The sequence below is a fragment of the Pseudomonas sp. DR208 genome (assembly GCF_019823005.1).
Taxonomy (GTDB): domain Bacteria; phylum Pseudomonadota; class Gammaproteobacteria; order Pseudomonadales; family Pseudomonadaceae; genus Aquipseudomonas; species Aquipseudomonas extremorientalis.
In genome coordinates this window covers 1,422,916-1,440,782 of sequence record NZ_CP081944.1, presented here as the reverse complement: position 1 = coordinate 1,440,782, position 17,867 = coordinate 1,422,916, and the positions used below count along the sequence as shown (strand labels likewise).

16 protein-coding genes are annotated in these 17,867 nt (G+C 61.2%); 5 read left to right on the top strand and 11 right to left on the bottom strand.

The annotated features are described in order from the left end of the window. Positions 1 to 142: 142 nt before the first annotated feature. The 10 genes from tadA to lptF all read right to left on the bottom strand — a co-directional run bounded on the left by tadA (position 143) and on the right by lptF (position 10,538). Positions 143 to 640 (bottom strand): tRNA adenosine(34) deaminase TadA, encoded by a 498-nt coding sequence (gene tadA, locus K5K89_RS06360; RefSeq protein WP_071488642.1) that lies wholly within the window; start codon positions 638 to 640, stop codon positions 143 to 145. Further along, positions 640 to 2,022, bottom strand: a complete 1,383-nt coding sequence (locus tag K5K89_RS06355; RefSeq protein ID WP_222541048.1) for a multicopper oxidase family protein — start codon at positions 2,020 to 2,022, stop codon at positions 640 to 642. The genes tadA and K5K89_RS06355 overlap by 1 nt, the downstream gene beginning before the upstream one ends. Positions 2,023 to 2,153: 131 nt before the next feature. Continuing rightward, entirely contained in the window at positions 2,154 to 2,897 is a 744-nt protein-coding gene (gene pdxJ / locus K5K89_RS06350; protein ID WP_071488640.1) for a pyridoxine 5'-phosphate synthase, read from the bottom strand. A gap of 51 nt (positions 2,898 to 2,948) precedes the next feature. Beyond that, positions 2,949 to 3,638 (bottom strand): DNA repair protein RecO, encoded by a 690-nt coding sequence (gene recO, locus K5K89_RS06345; protein ID WP_058425777.1) that lies wholly within the window; start codon positions 3,636 to 3,638, stop codon positions 2,949 to 2,951. Positions 3,639 to 3,801: 163 nt separating this feature from the next. Continuing rightward, positions 3,802 to 4,704, bottom strand: coding sequence for a GTPase Era (gene era / locus K5K89_RS06340; RefSeq protein ID WP_033902448.1), 903 nt, complete (start codon positions 4,702 to 4,704; stop codon positions 3,802 to 3,804). Then, entirely contained in the window at positions 4,697 to 5,386 is a 690-nt protein-coding gene (gene rnc / locus K5K89_RS06335; RefSeq protein ID WP_012722401.1) for a ribonuclease III, read from the bottom strand. Before rnc ends, era begins: the two co-directional genes overlap by 8 nt. 150 nt (positions 5,387 to 5,536) lie before the next feature. Continuing rightward, positions 5,537 to 6,391, bottom strand: a complete 855-nt coding sequence (gene lepB, locus K5K89_RS06330) for a signal peptidase I (RefSeq protein WP_071488638.1) — start codon at positions 6,389 to 6,391, stop codon at positions 5,537 to 5,539. 5 nt (positions 6,392 to 6,396) lie between these two features. Beyond that, positions 6,397 to 8,196 (bottom strand): translation elongation factor 4, encoded by a 1,800-nt coding sequence (gene lepA / locus K5K89_RS06325; RefSeq protein ID WP_003188853.1) that lies wholly within the window; start codon positions 8,194 to 8,196, stop codon positions 6,397 to 6,399. Between the two features lie 151 nt (positions 8,197 to 8,347). Then, positions 8,348 to 9,427 carry an LPS export ABC transporter permease LptG gene (gene lptG, locus K5K89_RS06320; protein WP_071488637.1) on the bottom strand — a complete coding sequence of 360 codons (1,080 nt, stop codon included), beginning with the start codon at positions 9,425 to 9,427 and terminating at the stop codon, positions 8,348 to 8,350. Further along, positions 9,420 to 10,538 (bottom strand): LPS export ABC transporter permease LptF, encoded by a 1,119-nt coding sequence (lptF, locus tag K5K89_RS06315; RefSeq protein ID WP_071488636.1) that lies wholly within the window; start codon positions 10,536 to 10,538, stop codon positions 9,420 to 9,422. Before lptF ends, lptG begins: the two co-directional genes overlap by 8 nt. A 284-nt stretch (positions 10,539 to 10,822) precedes the next feature. On the opposite strand from lptF, the gene K5K89_RS06310 reads away from it, so the two are divergent. From K5K89_RS06310 to rlmF, 5 genes are all read left to right on the top strand, one after another. Further along, entirely contained in the window at positions 10,823 to 12,313 is a 1,491-nt protein-coding gene (locus K5K89_RS06310; protein ID WP_071488635.1) for a leucyl aminopeptidase, read from the top strand. A gap of 51 nt (positions 12,314 to 12,364) precedes the next feature. Further along, positions 12,365 to 12,793 (top strand): DNA polymerase III subunit chi, encoded by a 429-nt coding sequence (locus K5K89_RS06305; RefSeq protein WP_222541047.1) that lies wholly within the window; start codon positions 12,365 to 12,367, stop codon positions 12,791 to 12,793. 4 nt (positions 12,794 to 12,797) lie between these two features. Beyond that, the gene (locus K5K89_RS06300) at positions 12,798 to 13,184 is read left to right on the top strand and encodes a DNA polymerase III subunit chi (protein ID WP_083351543.1); all 387 of its coding nucleotides are present in this window, start codon (positions 12,798 to 12,800) and stop codon (positions 13,182 to 13,184) included. Positions 13,185 to 13,323: 139 nt separating this feature from the next. Beyond that, the gene (locus K5K89_RS06295; RefSeq protein WP_071488633.1) at positions 13,324 to 16,170 is read left to right on the top strand and encodes a valine--tRNA ligase; all 2,847 of its coding nucleotides are present in this window, start codon (positions 13,324 to 13,326) and stop codon (positions 16,168 to 16,170) included. Positions 16,171 to 16,360: 190 nt separating this feature from the next. Next, positions 16,361 to 17,377 (top strand): 23S rRNA (adenine(1618)-N(6))-methyltransferase RlmF, encoded by a 1,017-nt coding sequence (rlmF, locus tag K5K89_RS06290; protein WP_222541046.1) that lies wholly within the window; start codon positions 16,361 to 16,363, stop codon positions 17,375 to 17,377. Positions 17,378 to 17,443: 66 nt separating this feature from the next. Here the strand turns inward: rlmF and K5K89_RS06285 are convergent, their stop codons facing one another. Continuing rightward, the gene (locus K5K89_RS06285) at positions 17,444 to 17,725 is read right to left on the bottom strand and encodes an HU family DNA-binding protein (RefSeq protein WP_003188840.1); all 282 of its coding nucleotides are present in this window, start codon (positions 17,723 to 17,725) and stop codon (positions 17,444 to 17,446) included. Positions 17,726 to 17,867 lie beyond the last annotated feature (142 nt).

Here is a 17,867-nt window from a genome sequence, read left to right as displayed (position 1 = left end):
CGCTGATACCTCACTGATAAAATAGAGTTCCAAATGTGAGAGGGGGCTTGCCCCCGATGGCGGTGCATCAGTCATAAATATGCTTACTGACACACTGCTATCGGGGGCAAGCCCCCTCCCACCTTTTGATTTCCAGCGTCGTTTAGAGAGCAGATTTGGCCCGGCGCGCCCTGAAGAACTCGCTCAAGACCGTCCCGCACTCCTCAGCCAGCACCCCGCCTTCAAACAACACTCGATGATTCAGAAAGCCCTGGGTAAAAAACTGCCCCTGGCTTTGCACGACTCCCGCCTTGGGCTCCAATGCGCCATACACCACCCGCGCAACCCGTGAATGCACGATCAAACCGGCGCACATGCTGCACGGCTCCAGGGTCACATACAGCGTGCTGCCCACCAGGCGGTAATTGCTGATGGCTTGCGCGGCGGCGCGGATGGCGACCATCTCGGCGTGAGCGCTGGGGTCGTTGCCGCTGATCGGGCAGTTGAAGCCTCGACCGATGATCTCGCCGTCCTGCACCAGCACCGCGCCGACGGGCACTTCTCCCAGCGCGGCGCCTTGGGCGGCGAGGGCCAGGGCTTCGCGCATGAAGTCCTGGTCGCGGCTGCGATCAATGATTGCGGTTGGGCGGATCTGGCGCATCACGCCACCTCGATGGCGGCCATCAGGCCGGTTTCCATATGGTCGATCACGTGGCAATGGAACATCCAGACGCCTGGGTTATCCGCCACCAGTGCCACGCGGGCACGCTCGTTCTTGCCCAGCAGGTAGGTGTCGGTGAAATACGGGATCACCTTATGCCGGTTCGAGGCGATCACCTTGAAGCTCATGCCGTGCAGGTGGATCGGGTGCTGGTACTGGGTCATGTTCTTCAATTCGAAAATGTAGCTCTTGCCCTTCTCCAGCTTGGCAATCGGGCGGTCGGCGCACGTCTTGTCGGTGATGTCCCAGGCCTTGCCGTTGATCTGCCACAGGCTGGGTGGCTTGCCGTTTTCGGTGTTGACCGAGACCGAACCCACCCACTCGAAATTGAAGTTGAGTTTCTCGGCATTGGCCAGGTCCGGTTCGCTGATCGGGTTGGCGGGCAACGCAGGCGGCCATTCGCCGGGCGCATCGGTGTTGGCGACCGAACGGAAGGTGCCGAGGCGCACCGGACCGTTGCGGATCGACAGTTCCTCGCCCACCGGCGGCGCCTTGATCGCCAGGCAGATACGCATGCCCGGGCCCAACCAATATTCCTTGCCCAGGGGGCGTGGCTCGATGGGGTTGCCGTCCAGCGCGTAGATCTGCGCTTCAACATCCGGGATGTTGATGCGATAGGTCAGGGTGTTGTCGAGGTTGAGCAACCGCACGCGGGTGATCTGCCCGGCCGGCAAATCGATCACCGCCTGGGACACGCCGTTGATCGTCGACAAACGCCCTGCCGTACCGCCCCGAGCGGCCTCACGCGGGATACTGAATGCGACGAAAGCACCCTCTTCGTCCACATGCCAGCTTTTCAGGCTGAGGGTGCGCTCGTGCTTGAAACCGGTGGGTTCGCGCTCTTCGATGATCAGCGGGCCAACCAGGCCACGGCCAAGTTCTTCGCTGCTGTTCACGTGGGGGTGGTACCAGTAGCTGCCGGCGTCGGGTACGCGGAATTTGTAGTCGAAGTATTCGCCGGGCAGGACCGGCAATTGAGAGACGTAGGGCACGCCGTCCATTTCCAGCGGCAGGCGAATGCCGTGCCAGTGAATGGTGGTGGCGACCGGCAGGTGGTTGATAAAGCGTACCCGCAGCCATTCGCCCTGGCGCACCCGCAACTCGGTGCCCGGCGCCGAAGGGCCGAACGCCCAGGCTTCGGTCTTGTGCCCTGGCACCAATTCCACGTCCAGTGGCGCGGCGATCAGCTCGTAGTCGTGCCCCGCCTCGGCTTCGGCAACTTTCCCCAGCCAGTAGCGGTAGCCGCCACCGGCACCGACGCCCACTACGGCCAGGCCTGCAAGACCACCCAGGATTTGTCGACGGGAAAAGGATCGGGACACAACAACCTCACGTATCGGCCGCAGGCCCAAGGCCTGCAAAGGGCAGATACGATACACCTGCAACGGCTAAACAGTAAGGGTTCGCATGTGGGAGGGGGCAATCCCCTCCCACATTGCAACAGCATCGTTGTTTAGTGCTTGGCGGCAGCCAGGATCAGGGCTTTCATTTCGGCGACAGCGCCTTTGAAACCGACAAACAGCGCATGGGCCACCAGCGCATGGCCGATGTTCAGCTCGTTGATACCCTTGATCGCGGCCACGGCTTCGACGTTATGGTAATGCAGGCCATGGCCGGCGTTGACGATCAGGCCTTGCTTGAGGCCGCAGCTCACACCGTCGATGATGCGTTGCAGTTCCTCGGCCACTTCGGTGGGCGTGGTGGCGTCGGCGTAGCGGCCGGTGTGCAGCTCGATCGCCGGTGCACCGACACGACGCGAGGCTTCGATCTGGCGCTCGTCGGCGTCGATGAACAGCGAGACTTCACTGCCGATCTTCGACAGGCGCTCCACGGCGGCTTTGATCCGCGCTTCCTGGCCGGCCACGTCGAGGCCGCCTTCGGTGGTCAGCTCCTGGCGGGTTTCCGGCACCAGGCAGATGTGTGCCGGGCGGATGCGCTCGGCGAACTGCATCATTTCTTCGGTAACGCCCATTTCGAAATTCATGCGGGTTTGCAGCACATCCTTGAGCAGCAGCACGTCGCGTTCCTGGATGTGGCGGCGGTCTTCGCGCAGGTGCACGGTGATGCCGTCGGCGCCCGCTTCTTCGGCGTCCAGCGCGGCCTTGACCGGGTCAGGGTAACGGGTGCCCCGGGCCTGGCGCAGGGTGGCGACGTGGTCGATGTTGACGCCAAGAAGAATGCGATTGCTGGTGCTCACGGAAGCGCTCCTGAAAAGGGAAAGAAACGCCGCACAGCATACACGGGGTTGTCAGGGCTTTCGAAACAACTCGCGGCTGACCAGCGGCCGGCCGCCCAGGTGCACGGCCAGGGCCTGGCGCATCAGGCGCTTGGCGGCGGACAAGGCGCCGGGCGCCGTCCAGTCCGCTTCGCTCATGGCCAGCAGCTCGGTGCCCTGGAACAGGCCAGGTTGCAGCAGGTACACGCGCTCCAGGCCGGCGTCCACTTGCAGGCGATACATGCCATCGGCGGCGATGGGCTCGCCGTGCAGGTCGTTGGCCAGTTCGAAGCCGTAGCCCAGGTCGTCGAGCAGGCGCCATTCGAACGCACGCAGCAAGGGTTCCAGGGGACGGCCTTCGGCCAGGGCGAGCAAGGTGGCGGCGTAGTGATCGAATACTGCCGGGTGCGGGTCTTCGGCGGGGAGCAGGCGGATCAGCAGTTCATTGAGGTAAAGGCCGCTGAACAGCGCATCGCCGTTGAGCCAGGCCGAGGTGCCCACGCTTTCCATGCGGCCGACGTTTTTCAGCTCACCCTTGCCGCGAAACTCCACGTCCAGGGCCACGAACGGCCGCGCCAACGTGCCCGCCTTGCCCCGCGCACTGCGCAAGACGGCGCGCAGGCGGCCTTGGGGCGTGAGGAAGTCCACCAGGGCGCTGGTCTCGCGGTAGGCGCGGCTGTGCAGGACGTAGGCAAGTTGGCTGGGGGGCGGGGATTGGGACATGGCTGCTCACTGCTGGAATGCACTTTTGAAAACGACACAAACCTAATGTGGGAGGGGGCTTGCCCCCGATGGCAGTGTGTCAGTCACTTATTTGTCAACTGACCCACCGCTATCGGGGGCAAGCCCCCTCCCACATTTTCAGCCCCGCGGTGCATTCAGGACCTTACAGGTCGCCATAGCCCAGGGAACGCAGTGCACGCTCGTCATCGGACCAGCCGCCCTTCACCTTCACCCACAGGTTCAGCATGATCTTGGAATCGAACAGCAATTCCATGTCCTTGCGCGCCTCGGTGCCGATGCGCTTGATACGCTCGCCCTTGTCGCCAATGATGATTTTCTTCTGACCGTCACGCTCGACGAGGATCAGCGCATGGATGTGCAAGGTCTTGCCCTGCTGCTTGAACTCTTCGATTTCCACGGTGATCTGGTACGGCAGCTCCGCCCCCATCTGGCGCATGATTTTCTCGCGCACCAGTTCAGCGGCGAGGAAACGGCTGCTGCGGTCGGTGATCTGGTCTTCCGGGAAGAAGTGCTCGTTCTCCGGCAGGTGCTCGGCGATCACGCGCTCCAAGGCATCGAGGTTGTGGCCGTGCTGGGCCGAAATCGGGATGATCTGGGCGTTCGGCAGTTGTTCCTGCAGCCAGCTCAAGTGCGGCATCAGCTCGGCTTTGTCTTCGATACGGTCGGTCTTGTTCAGCGCGACGATCAACGGGCCGGTGACGTACTGCACGCGTTCGAGGACCATCTGGTCTTCGTCGGTCCACTTGGTGCGGTCGACCACGAAGATCACCACGTCGACGTCTTTCAACGCCGCCGAAGCGGTCTTGTTCATGTAGCGGTTCAGGGCTTTCTCGCCACCTTTGTGCATGCCTGGGGTGTCGACGTAGACCGCTTGCACGGTGCCTTCGGTCTTGATGCCCAGCATGTTGTGGCGGGTGGTCTGCGGCTTGCGCGAGGTGATCGCCAGCTTCTGGCCAAGGATGTGGTTGAGCAACGTGGACTTGCCCACGTTCGGGCGGCCGACGATGGCAACATAGCCACAGCGTGTTGCGGTTGAATCAGTCATGGCCATTCTCCACGCCCAGGGCAATCAGTGCTGCGGCGGCCGCTACCTGTTCGGCAATACGACGGCTCACACCCTGACCTCGGCTTTTTTCGTTCAGTAAGGTGATTTCACATTCCACGAAGAACACGCGGCAATGGGGCTCACCCTGGATATCCACCACTTCGTAGCGTGGCAGTTCGCACCCGCGGGACTGCAAAAATTCCTGCAGGCGGGTCTTGGGATCTTTGTTGGTGTCCACCAGCGTGAGGCTTTCGATCTCGGAGGTCAGCCAGGCAGTGACACGTTCCTTGGCGGCTTCCATGCCGGCATCGAGGTAGATGGCACCGATCAGCGCTTCAAGGGCATCGGCCAGGATCGACTCGCGACGAAAACCACCACTCTTCAACTCGCCGGACCCCAGGCGCAGGTACTCGCCCAGGCCGAAGCCACGGGCCAGCACGGCCAGGGTCTCGCCCTTCACCAGGCGCGCACGCAGGCGCGACAACTGGCCTTCACGGGCTTGGGGAAAGCGCTCGAACAGCGCCTCACCGGCGACGAAGTTGAGGATGGCATCACCGAGGAATTCCAGGCGCTCGTTGTTACGCCCGGCAAAGCTGCGGTGTGTGAGGGCAAGGACCATCAGTTCCTGATCCTTGAAGGTGTAGCCGAGCTGGCGCTCGAGACGTGCTAGAGAAACGGTCACGGTTTATCCATATCTAGTTGGTGGCACCGGCGGCCATCGACGATTGACGCAGTGTTCAAATTCAAATCCTGGTTGGTGCCGCATGAGGCAGGACCGATTTGTCCCCACCCCAGAAAAGCATTCGGCGCTGTGATCACAGCGCCGCCTGTATTACTTGATCAGCCCGATCCGCGAGAAGTTCGGCAGGTGGCTGAGTTTGGGTTCCGGCCAGCTCATCCAGACCGCAAAGGCCTTGCCGACGATATTCTGGTCGGGAACCATGCCCAGCAGGTCCTTGGGAATGTTGGGGTCATCCCAGTACCGGCTGTCATTGGAGTTGTCGCGGTTGTCGCCCATCATGAAGTAGTGCCCGGCCGGAACCTTCCACTGCCCATCAGGCTGGGCACGGTAGCGGCTCATTTCCTTGCGGATTTCGTGCTCCACCGCACCGAGTTTTTCCTGGTACAGCTCGGCGCTGCCCAGGCTGTTCGGCTCGGAACCCAGCAGCTTTTCAGCCACCGACTCACCATTGATGAACAGGCGCTTGTCACTGGTGTAGCGAATCACGTCGCCCGGCAGACCAACCACACGCTTGATGTAGTTGACATTCGGGTCGCTCGGGTAGCGGAACACCATCACATCGCCGCGCTGCGGGTCACCGACTTCGATGACCTTCTTGTCGATCACCGGCAGGCGAATGCCGTAGGAAAACTTGTTCACCAGGATGAAGTCGCCCACGTCCAGGGTAGGCTTCATCGACCCCGACGGGATCTGAAACGGCTCCACCAGGAAAGAACGCAGCACCAGCACGATGAACAACACCGGGAAGAACGACTTGCCGTATTCAACCAGCAAAGGCTCTTTGTTCAGCTTCTCGATCACCACGCCATCGGGCTGGCTGACGCTGCCCTGATAGGCCGCGATAGCCGCCCGCCGACGCGGGGCGAAGAACACCAGATCGAGCAACGCCAGGAGACCGCAAACGGCAACGGCGATGACCAGCAACAGCGGGAAATTTAGCGACATAGGACCTAACTATCCAACCTGAGCACCGCAAGGAAGGCTTCTTGTGGAACTTCCACGTTACCTACTTGCTTCATGCGTTTTTTACCGGCCTTTTGCTTCTCAAGCAGCTTGCGCTTACGGCTTACGTCACCGCCGTAGCATTTGGCCAGTACGTTCTTTCTGAGTGCCTTGACGGAGGTCCGCGCAATGATCTGCCCGCCAATGGCGGCCTGGATCGCGACGTCGAACATCTGGCGCGGAATCAGTTCTTTCATCTTCTCGGTCAACTGGCGACCTTTATAGTGCGCGTTGTCCTTGTGCACGATCAGTGCCAGGGCATCGACCTTGTCGCCGTTGATCAGCACATCCAGTTTCACCAGATTAGCCGATTGGTAACGGTCGAAATGGTAATCCAGCGAAGCATAGCCGCGACTGGTGGATTTGAGACGGTCGAAGAAGTCCAGCACCACCTCGTTCATCGGCATGTCGTAGGTCACCTGGACCTGGGTGCCGAGGAACAGCATGTCGCGCTGTACGCCACGTTTCTCGATGCACAGGGTGATGACGTTGCCCAAGTGTTCCTGCGGCACCAGGATATTGGCGCGCACGATAGGCTCGCGCATGTCTTCGATCGCCGAGAGATCCGGGAGCTTGGACGGGTTGTCGACGTAAATCGTTTCACCGGTTTTCAGCAACAACTCAAAAATAACGGTCGGCGCAGTGGTGATCAGGTCCAGGTCGTATTCGCGCTCGAGGCGCTCCTGGATGATTTCCATGTGCAGCATGCCCAGGAACCCGCAACGGAAGCCGAAGCCCAGGGCGTCGGAGCTCTCCGGGGTGTACTGCAACGACGAGTCGTTGAGGGTCAGCTTCTGCAGGGCTTCGCGGAAGTCTTCGAAATCGTCGGAGCTGACCGGGAACAGGCCGGCGTAGACCTGCGGCTGGATGCGCTTGAAGCCTGGCAGCACGTCGACGTCCGGCGTGGAACTCAGGGTCAGGGTGTCACCTACCGGTGCGCCGTGAATATCCTTGATGCCGGCGATGATGAAGCCCACTTCACCGGCTTTCAGATCAACGGTCGCGGTGTGCTTGGGGTTGAATACACCGACGCTGTCCACCAGATGGATCTTGCCGGTGGACTTGACCAGGATCTTGTCGCCCTTCTTCACGCGGCCATGGCGCACGCGCACCAGGGAGACTACGCCCAGATAGTTGTCGAACCAGGAGTCGATGATCAACGCTTGCAGCGGATCTTCGTAGTTGCCGGTCGGCGCAGGGATGGTGTGCACCAGGCGCTCGAGCACTTCGTCGACACCCAGGCCGGTCTTGGCGCTGCAGGTGACGGCGTCGGTGGCGTCGATGCCGATGATCTTCTCGATCTCTTCCTTGACGCGCTCAGGCTCGGCCTGGGGCAGGTCGATCTTGTTCAGCACGGGCATGACTTCCAGGCCCTGCTCGATCGCGGTGTAGCAGTTGGCAACCGACTGCGCCTCCACGCCCTGGCCGGCGTCCACCACCAGCAGGGCACCTTCACAGGCCGCCAGGGAACGGCTGACTTCGTAGGTGAAGTCGACGTGGCCCGGGGTGTCAATGAAGTTCAGCTGGTAGGTGATACCGTCTTTGGCCTTGTAATACAGAGTAACGCTGTGGGCCTTGATGGTGATGCCGCGCTCGCGTTCGAGGTCCATGGAGTCCAGGACCTGGGCTTCCATTTCGCGCTCGGCAAGGCCACCGCACATTTGGATAAACCGGTCGGCCAGCGTCGACTTGCCATGGTCAATGTGGGCGATGATGGAGAAATTGCGGATATGACTCAAATCACTCACGGATCAACACTCAAAAAGGCTGCAGGCAGATTGCCCGCTGAAAAATAGCCGGGAATTGTACCTGATGCTCAGGCCAGACGTCATCTTTGGTGACCAGAACAAAAATGCCCCGATCTCTCGACCGGGGCATTTTTTGATCATAAGCGCGACATCAGCCGGCTCGACGCAACAGCCAGAACCCGGCCAGGGCGCAGATGCCAGTGGGCACCAGCACCGCAAACAGCGGCGAGAAGCCAAACACCAGGCTCGAAGGGCCAAGCAGGTCCTGGGCGATGCGGAAGGTGAAGCCCACCAGCACACCCGTGAATACACGCTGGCCCAGGGTCACCGAACGCAGCGGGCCGAAAATGAAGGAAATCGCCATCAACACCAGCGCGGCGGTCACCACTGGTTGCAACACCTTGACCCAGAATGCCAGCCAGTAGCGGCCGTTGTTCAGGCCCTGGTCCTTCAGATAGTGGATATAGCCCCACAACCCGGAGATGGGCAGGCTTTCCGGGATCATCACCACGGTATTCAGCAACTCCGGCTTGAGGGCGATATCCCATTCCTGGCTCGGTACGTTGATCACTTCGGTGCTGGCCTTGGTGCCTTGGCCAATATTGCGGAAGTAGGTGGTGGTTACATCGCTGAGTTGCCACTTTTCGCCACCGTACTGCGCACGTTTGGCGAAGCTGGACTCCAGCAGGTGACGCTCCTTGTCGAACGTGTAACGGGTCACACCAATCAACAGTCCGCCGGGCTGCACGGCGTTGATGTGGATGAACTCATCGCCCTGGCGGTGCCACAGGCCATGCTTGGAGCTTTGCGCATCGCCTGACCCCTGGGCCAGGGCGCGATTGGCCTGGGCAGTGGTTTCGGCTGGTGGCGCGACGTATTCGCCGATCAGCACACTGCAGGCCATCAGCAGCAGCATGGGCTTCATCACCGCCCAGACGATACGACCAATGGACACGCCAGCAGCGCGCATAATGGTCAGTTCGCTATTGCTGGCCAGGCTGCCCAGGCCGATCAGGCAGCCGATCAGCGCGGCCATCGGCATCATGTCGTAGAGGCGACGCGGCGCGGTGAGGGCCACATAGCTCAGCACGTCCCACACGGTGTAGGTGTCGCTGACATTGCTCACTTCATCGATGAAGGCGAACAACGACGCCAGACCGAGGATGATGCCCAGTACCGCCAGGATGGCGATCAGTACGCTGCTACCAATGTAGCGATCGAGCTTAGCCACGAGCCAACTCCTTCTGGCCACGACGGCTCATCATTTTCAAACGGATCGGCTCCCAGTAGAGCAGCCCCAGGCCGATCAATAGAAACATCCCATGCACCCACCACAGGCCCAGGGTCGGCGACAACTTGCCCTTCTCCAGGGAGCCACGGGCGGAAATCAGGATGGTCAGGTAGGCCATGTACAACAGGATTGCCGGCAACAGCTTGAGGAAGCGGCCCTGGCGCGGGTTGACGCGAGACAGCGGCACGGCCATCAAGGTCACGATGAACACCAGCAGCGGCAGGGAGAGTCGCCATTGCAACTCGGCGATGGAACGCAGTTCCTTGCTGCCCCACAGATCAGGCGTCGGGATGGCATCACGGTCGGTGACTTCGTCGCTGATGTCCGGACGAGCCAGCATCACGCCATAGGTGTCGTACTTGATCGCGCGGTAATCGGCCATGCCCGGGCTGCCGTCATAGCGGTAGCCATTTTCCAGGATCAGGTAGCGGCTGCCATCAGGACGGACTTCCTGGCGCCCCGAATCGGCCACCAGCACGGAAATGCCACGGTCTTTCTTGTCCTGGCCCAGGCGTTTCTCGGAGATGAACACGCCGCCCAGGTTGGCGCGGTCGTCGGTCAGGGTTTCGGTGTAGGTCACCCGGGAACCGTCATTGAGCGCCTGGAAGCGACCGGGTTCGAGGGTGTCGAACTCGGTCATCGCGTCCTGCTTGTTCAGTACCAGCTGGAACTGCAGGGCACCCTGGGGCGCCAGGCTCAGGCTCAGCCAGGCCACGATCAGCGCGATGCCGGCGGCCGGGATCATGGTCATGCCCAACAGGCGCTGCTGGCTCATGCCGGTGGCCGAGAGTACGGTCATTTCGCTTTCGAGGTACAGGCGGCCATAGGCCAGCAGTATCCCGAGGAACAGGCCCAACGGCAGGATCAACTGCAGGAAGCCCGGCAGGCGAAAGCCCATGATCAGGAACAGCGAACCCGGGTCCAGGGCGCCGGAGGCAGCCTGGGCCAGGTATTTGACGAAACGACCACTCATGATGATGACCAGCAGCACCGCACTCACGGCACTCAGGGTCAACAGGACTTCGCGGGACAGATAACGGAAGACGATCAAACCAGACACTCCAGGGTTGTCAGGCTAAGGCGGCCAAACAAGCAAGCATACCGAGACAGCCCATTTACACAGGGCCGGCTAAAAAGATGGCGCATTATCCTGTGATTGACCGCGCCTGTCACGGAGCTTGCTCGTGCACACGCACAAAGCGTGCACCAAGGGTTGTCAGGCTCCGTCGGCGAGGTTCAAACTGCGGCCTTTGTCGCCGGCGGCTTACACGGCTGCCTGGTATTAAAGCCGGAGTACAGACTCTTGGCCAACCGACCTTTATAAGGGACCCGAAAATGGAACTGGTTGTAAAAAGCGTTAGCCCCGAAACGTTGAAAACCGCCACCCTCGTGGTCGCCATCGGCGAAGGCCGCAAGCTCGGCGTGGCCGCCAGGCAACTCGACGAACTCAGTGGCGGCGCCATCAGCGCGGTGCTCAAGCGCGGCGACCTGGCCGGCAAAGTCGGCCAGAGCCTGCTGCTGCAAAGCCTGCCCAACCTTAAAGCCGACCGCGTATTGCTGGTGGGCGTGGGCAAGGACGCCGAACTGGGTGACCGTCCGTTCCGCAAAATCATCAGCGGCATCTTCAGCACCCTCAAGGGCCTGGGCGGCAGCGACGCGACGCTGGCCCTCGACGAAGTCGTGGTCAAAGACCGTGACAGTTATGGCAAGACCCGCCTGCTGGCCGAGAGCCTGGTGGACGGCGGCTATATCTTCGACCAGTTCAAGAGCACCAAGACCGAACCCCGCGCCCTGAAGAAAATCACCCTGCTGACCATCAAGGCCGCCCAGGCTGAAGTCCAGCGCGCCGTGACCCACGCCACGGCCATCGCCAACGGCATGTCGTTCACCCGTGACCTGGGCAACCTGCCGCCGAACATCTGCCACCCGACTTTCCTCGGCGAACAGGCCAAGGCGCTGGGCAAAGAGTTCAAGGGCCTGAAAGTCGAAGTGTTCGACGAGAAGAAGATCAAGGAACTGGGCATGGGCTCGTTCTATGCCGTGGGCCAGGGCAGCGACCAGCCGCCACGCCTGATCGTGATGCAATACAACGGCGGCAAGAAGTCCGAGAAGCCTTACGCCCTGGTGGGTAAAGGCATCACCTTCGACACCGGCGGCATCAGCCTCAAGCCGGGCCTGGGCATGGACGAGATGAAGTACGACATGGGCGGCGCCGCCAGCGTGTTCGGCACCCTGCGTGCCGTGCTGGAACTCAAGCTGCCGATCAACCTGGTGTGCATCCTGGCCTGTGCCGAGAACATGCCGAGCGGTGGCGCGACCCGTCCGGGCGACATCGTCACCACCCTGAGCGGCCAGACCGTCGAAATCCTCAACACCGACGCCGAAGGCCGCCTGGTGCTGTGCGATGCCCTGACCTACGCCGAGCGCTTCAAGCCGCAGGCTGTGATCGACATCGCCACCCTGACCGGCGCGTGCATCGTCGCCCTCGGCTCCCACACCTCCGGCCTGCTGGGTAACAGCGACGAGCTGATCGAGCAATTGCTCAGCGCCGGTAAAGCCGCCGACGATCGCGCCTGGCAGCTGCCGCTGTTCGATGAGTACCAGGAACAGCTGGACAGCCCGTTCGCCGACATCGCCAACATCGGTGGCCCGAAAGCCGGCACCATCACCGCGGCCTGCTTCCTGTCGCGTTTTGCCAAGAACTTCAACTGGGCGCACCTGGACATCGCCGGCACGGCCTGGACCAGCGGCGGCAAGGACAAGGGCGCCACTGGCCGTCCGGTGCCGCTGCTGACCCAGTACCTGCTGGATCGCGCCAAGGCCTGAAACTGAAGATTCCGGGGCGACGCGTATGTCGCCTCGGTCTCGGGAACCGCAATGACCCAAGTCGACTTCTACATACTGCCCAGCGCCGATCCGCTCGCGCGCCTGGACTTTGCCTGCAAACTCACCGAAAAAGCCTGGCGCATGGGCCACCGCATCTACCTGCATTGCAGCGATGCTGCCCAACGCGATGAACTGGATGCCCGCCTGTGGCGCTTCAAGGGCGAAAGCTTCGTACCCCATGGCCCCGCCGAGTCTGAACCTGAAGGGCTGGTGGTGCTCGGTTTGGGCGACAGTTGTGGCGATCACCATGACCTGTTGGTCAACCTGGACCTGAAAGTGCCGCCGTTCGCCAAGACGTTTGCCCGTGTGGCCGAGGTGGTGGTGGAAGATCCGGCTATTCGTCAGGCCGCGCGGGAGAGTTTCCGTTTCTACCGCGAACAGGGCTATCCTCTCCAGGATCACCGGCTACAACGACTTTGAGTAAATGATGGACACGCCAAACCCGCTGAAAAAAGATGACCACCTGCTGGACGACCTGGAGTCGATCCGTCAGTTACTGGGTGATGATGACTTGCAACCGCCGCTGTTGACCGAAACGGTCGAGGGCGAGGTACAGATTCCGCTGCTGTTCGACATGGTCGGCGGCAAACCTGTCGCGCCGGAGCCGGTTGTCGAAGCACCCGCCGTCGCACCTGCCCCCGCTGAAAAAGGGCCCGACGCCCTGCTACTGCACCTGGACAACGAACTGCGCGCCGCCGCACAACTGATCATGCAGGACGTGATCGACGACTTTGCCCCGCATATCGAAACCGAGATCAAGCGGCGACTGGATGCGCGGATGGAGCGGCTGCTCAGCCAGTACCAGTCCTGAGCCTTGCATAATCTCCCTTTGGAAGGGGCAAGCCCCCTCCCACATTTGATTCGCACAAGTCTTCAACTCGCCCTCAGCTCCCAGCCCCGTTATACTTGCCGGCTTTCCTGAATTAATGCCAACTAGGGTCCCGCCGCGCATGGATAAGACCTACCAGCCGCACGCCATCGAAACTTCCTGGTACAACACCTGGGAATCCGAGAATTATTTCGCCCCGCAAGGCGCGGGCGATTCCTACACCATCATGATTCCGCCACCGAACGTCACTGGCAGCCTGCACATGGGCCATGGCTTCAACAATGCGATCATGGATGCCTTGATCCGTTTCCGCCGCATGCAGGGCCGCAATACCCTGTGGCAACCGGGCACCGACCACGCCGGTATCGCCACCCAGATGCTGGTGGAACGCCAACTCGAAGCCACCGGCCAGAACCGTCATGACCTGGGCCGCGAGAAATTCCTGGAAAAAATCTGGGAATGGAAGGACCAGTCCGGCGGCAATATCAGCCGTCAGATCCGTCGCCTCGGTTCGTCCGTAGACTGGAGCCGCGAACGCTTCACCATGGACGATGGCCTGTCGGAAGCCGTGAAAGAAGCCTTCGTGCGCCTGCATGAAGACGGCTTGATCTACCGCGGCAAGCGCCTGGTCAACTGGGACACTAAGTTGCACACGGCGATTTCCGACCTCGAAGTGGAAAACCACGACGAGAAAGGTTTCCTGTGGAACCTCAAGTACCCGCTGGCCGATGGCGCCAAGACCGCCGAAGGCAACGACTACCTGATCGTCGCCACCACGCGTCCGGAAACCATGCTCGGCGACGCCGCCGTGGCGGTTAACCCGAATGATGAACGCTACCAGGCGCTGATCGGCAAGTTCGTCGAGCTGCCGCTGGTGGGCCGCCGTATCCCGATCATCGCGGACGACTATTGCGACCCTGAATTCGGCACCGGCTGTGTGAAAATCACCCCGGCCCACGATTTCAACGACTACGAAGTCGGCAAGCGCCACAACCTGCCGCTGCTGAACATCTTCGACAAGAACGCTGCCGTGTTGCCAGCCTGCCAGGTGTTCAACCTGGACGGCACGCTGAACGAAACTGTCGATGGCAAGATCCCGGCTGAATACGCCGGCCTCGACCGGTTCGAAGCACGCAAGCAGATCGTTGCCGCCTTCGACGCCGCGGGTTTGCTGGTGAGCGTTGACGACCACGGCCTGAAAGTGCCGAAGGGCGACCGCTCCGGCACCGTGATCGAGCCGTGGCTGACCGACCAATGGTACGTCTCCACCAAGCCGCTGGCCGAACCGGCCATTGCCGCCGTGGAAGATGGCCGCATCCAGTTCGTACCCAAGCAGTACGAAAACATGTATTTCTCGTGGATGCGCGACATCCAGGATTGGTGCATCAGCCGTCAACTGTGGTGGGGCCACCGCATTCCGGCCTGGTACGACGAGTCGGGCAAGGTCTATGTGGGCCGCGACGAAGCCGAAGTGCGTGCCAAGCACAACCTGGGTGCCGACGTTGCGCTGCAGCAGGACAACGACGTACTGGACACCTGGTTCAGCTCGGGCCTGTGGACCTTCTCCACCCTCGGCTGGCCGCAGCAGACCGAATTCCTGAAGAAATTCCACTCCACCGACGTACTGGTCACTGGCTTCGACATCATTTTCTTCTGGGTTGCCCGGATGATCATGCTGACCATGCACCTGGTGAAAAACGAGGACGGCACGCCGCAGGTACCCTTCAAGACCGTGTACGTGCACGGCCTGGTACGTGATGGCCAAGGCCAGAAGATGTCCAAGTCCAAGGGTAACGTGCTGGACCCGCTGGACATCATCGACGGCATCGACCTGGAAACCCTGGTGCAGAAACGCACCTCGGGCCTGATGCAGCCGAAACTGGCGAAGAAGATCGAGAAGCAGACCCGCGACGAATTCGCCGACGGCATCGCCAGCTACGGCACCGACGCCCTGCGCTTCACCTTCTGCTCGCTGGCATCCACCGGTCGCGACATCAAGTTCGACATGGGCCGCGTCGAAGGCTATCGCAACTTCTGCAACAAGATCTGGAACGCGGCGCGCTACGTGCTGGATAAAGGCGAAGACTGCGGCCAGAACGGCGAAGCCGTCGAACTGAGCCTGGCCGATCGCTGGATCATCTCGCAGCTGCAACGCACCGAAGCCGAAGTGACCCGCCAGCTCGACCAGTTCCGTTTCGACCTGGCCGCACAGGCCCTGTATGAGTTCATCTGGAACCAGTATTGCGACTGGTACCTGGAACTGTCCAAGCCTGTGCTGTGGGACGAGAACGCCCCGATCGAACGCCAGCGCGGCACCCGTCGCACCCTGGTGCGCGTACTCGAAGTCGCGCTGCGCCTGGCGCACCCGTTCATGCCGTTCATCACCGAAGAAATCTGGCAGCGCCTGGCGCCACTGGCCGGTATCGAAGGCAAGACCATCATGCTGCAACCCTGGCCGGTCGCCAACGAAGCGCGCATTGATGAGGCGGCCGAAAGCGATATCGAATGGCTCAAGACCCTGATGATGGGCACGCGTAACATCCGTGCCGAAATGAACATCGGGCCGGGCAAACCATTGGCAGTGTTCGTAAAGAACGCCAGTGCCGAGGACCTGCGTCGTCTCGCCGAGAACGATGCGCTGCTCAAGAAGCTGGCGAAGCTGGAGTCGATCACCGTATTGGCGGCCGGCGAAGAAGCACCGCTGTCCGCGACCGCACTGGTTGGCGAGATGGAAGTGCTGGTGCCAATGGCCGGCCTGATCGACAAGGGTGCCGAACTGGCCCGCCTCGACAAGGAAATCGCACGCCTGCAAGGCGAAGTGCAGCGGGTGGGTGGCAAGCTGTCCAACGCGGCGTTCGTCGACAAGGCGCCGGCTGAAGTGATCGAGAAGGAACGCGCCAAGCTGGCCGAGGCTGAACAGGCCCTGGGCAAACTGGCGGAGCAACATGCGCGGATTTCCAGCCTGTAAAATGGAACCTGTGTAAAAAAGAGGCCTTCGGGCCTCTTTTTTGTGTGGAACTAGCCAATACCTGACTGGCAATACGGTCAATGTGGGAGGGGGCTTGCCCCATCGGGGGCAAGCCCCCTCCCACATTTGACCGGGACAGGCTCAGGATGTGTGACAATGCCCACCACTTTGAGCCAACACCAGAATCATCATGACCGCCCCCAACACGCCAAAACCTCCGCGCAAGAAGCCTAAAACCGCAGCCACGGCCAAACCCGTCGTGCCGCGCAAAGAGGCCACCCTGCATCCGCGCAACCGCCACACAGGGCGTTACGACTTCCCGGCGCTGATCAAGACTACGCCGGAACTGGCGCAATTCGTGATCATCAACCCTTATGGGAAAGAGAGCATCGACTTTGCCAGCCCCGATGCGGTGCGGGTGTTCAACCGTGCACTGTTGAAGGCGTTCTACGGCATCCAGCATTGGGACATCCCGGCCGACTACCTTTGTCCACCAGTGCCGGGGCGTGCGGACTACGTACACTTCCTCGCCGACCTGCTGGCCAGCACCAATGACGGCAAGATCCCGCGCGGTTCGATCGTCAAGGTGCTGGACATCGGCATGGGCGCCAACTGCGTCTACCCGCTGATTGGCTACATGGAGTACCGCTGGAACTTCCTCGGCTCCGAGGTCGACCCTATCGCCGTGGCTGCGGCCAAGGCCATCGTGCAGTCCAACGACCTGAGCAAGGTCATCCAGCTGCGCCAGCAAACCAACCCCAAGCAGATCCTGCTGGGCTTGCTGGAGCCAGGTGAGCGCTTCGACCTGACGATGTGCAACCCGCCGTTCCATGCCTCCATGGACGAAGCGACCAAGGGCAGCGAACGCAAATGGCGCGCCCTGGGCAAGGCCGATCCCAAGCGCAAGTTGCCGGTGCTGAACTTCGGTGGCCAATCGGCTGAACTGTGGTGCGAAGGCGGTGAAGCGCGCTTTGTGACGCAGCTCATCGCTGAAAGTGCGCATTTTGCCCACAAGGTGTTGTGGTTCAGTTGCCTGGTGTCAAAAGCGTCGAACTTGCCCGCGATCGAGACGGCGTTGAAAAAAGCCGGCGTGCTGGAAAGCCAGGTGGTGGAGATGTCCCAGGGACAGAAGCAGAGTCGCTTCGTGGCCTGGACCTTCCAGACCAAGAACGAGCAGCAGATCTGGCGCCAGCGCTGGGTGCGCTAGGCACAAATTGCAGGCAACAAAAAACCGTGCCCGGATCGCTCCGGAGCACGGTTTTTTTGCTGCGTCTTACTTGTTAACAGCGTCGGTCAGGCCTTTGGCCACAACCAGCTTGATAACTTTCTTGGCAGCGATTTCGATGGCGGCGCCGGTCGAAGGGTTACGGCCAGTACGGGCAGGACGCTCGGTCACTTTCAGTTTGCCAACGCCTGGCAGAGTGATTTCGCCGCCGTTTTCCAGCTGGTCAGCAACAACTTGGCTCAGTTGGTCCAGCAGAGCGCGCACGGTAGTTTTCGGTGCGTCTACTGCTTCAGCCAGGTCAGCGATCAGTTGGTCTTTAGTAATAGCCATTGTGGTGTTCCTTCCCTATCAAATTCATATGGATTGCAGAGTGCAGTGTCAGCCGTCGAGCCCGACCGTCACGGCCTGGCACCCCCGGCTATAACCACGGAGATCGGGGTTATAGATGCTTGAAACGGGGATTGGTTCGACC